This window comes from Pseudoduganella sp. jia 12, assembly GCF_055502675.1.
The window spans coordinates 1-621 of the sequence record NZ_JBUXKP010000035.1 but is presented as its reverse complement, the minus strand read 5'-3'; the positions used below and the strand labels follow the sequence as shown (position 1 = coordinate 621).

Sequence of the window (621 nt, the reverse complement as noted above, 5' to 3'; positions counted from 1 at the left end):
GGCTAAAACAGTCAGGATGTTGGCTTAGAAGCAGCCATCATTTAAAGAAAGCGTAATAGCTCACTGATCGAGTCGTCCTGCGCGGAAGATGTAACGGGGCTAAGCCAGTCACCGAAGCTGCGGATATGTACTTGTACATATGGTAGGAGAGCGTTCTGTAAGCCTGCGAAGGTGTCTTGTAAAGGATGCTGGAGGTATCAGAAGTGCGAATGCTGACATGAGTAGCGATAATGCGGGTGAAAAGCCCGCACGCCGTAAGCCCAAGGTTTCCTGTTCAACGTTCATCGGAGCAGGGTGAGTCGGCCCCTAAGGCGAGGCAGAGATGCGTAGCTGATGGGAAGCAGGTTAATATTCCTGCACCGTCGTATGATGCGATGGGGGGACGGATCGCGGAAGGTTGTCTGACTGTTGGAATAGTCAGTTTCTGGTTCATAGAAGGTGCTTAGGCAAATCCGGGCACGTAATTCAAGGGACTGGGACGAAGGATCATTGATCCTGTAGCAATCGGAAGTGGTTCCAAGAAAAGCCTCTAAGCTTCAGTCATACGAGACCGTACCGCAAACCGACACAGGTGGGCGAGATGAGTATTCTAAGGCGCTTGAGAGAACTCGGGAGAAGGAA

Annotated in this window: 1 rRNA gene; it reads left to right on the top strand. The window is 51.2% G+C overall.

Annotated features, from left to right (window positions below):
- A 23S ribosomal RNA gene (locus tag ACY65G_RS30575) occupies nucleotides 1–621 on the top strand; the annotation flags it as partial.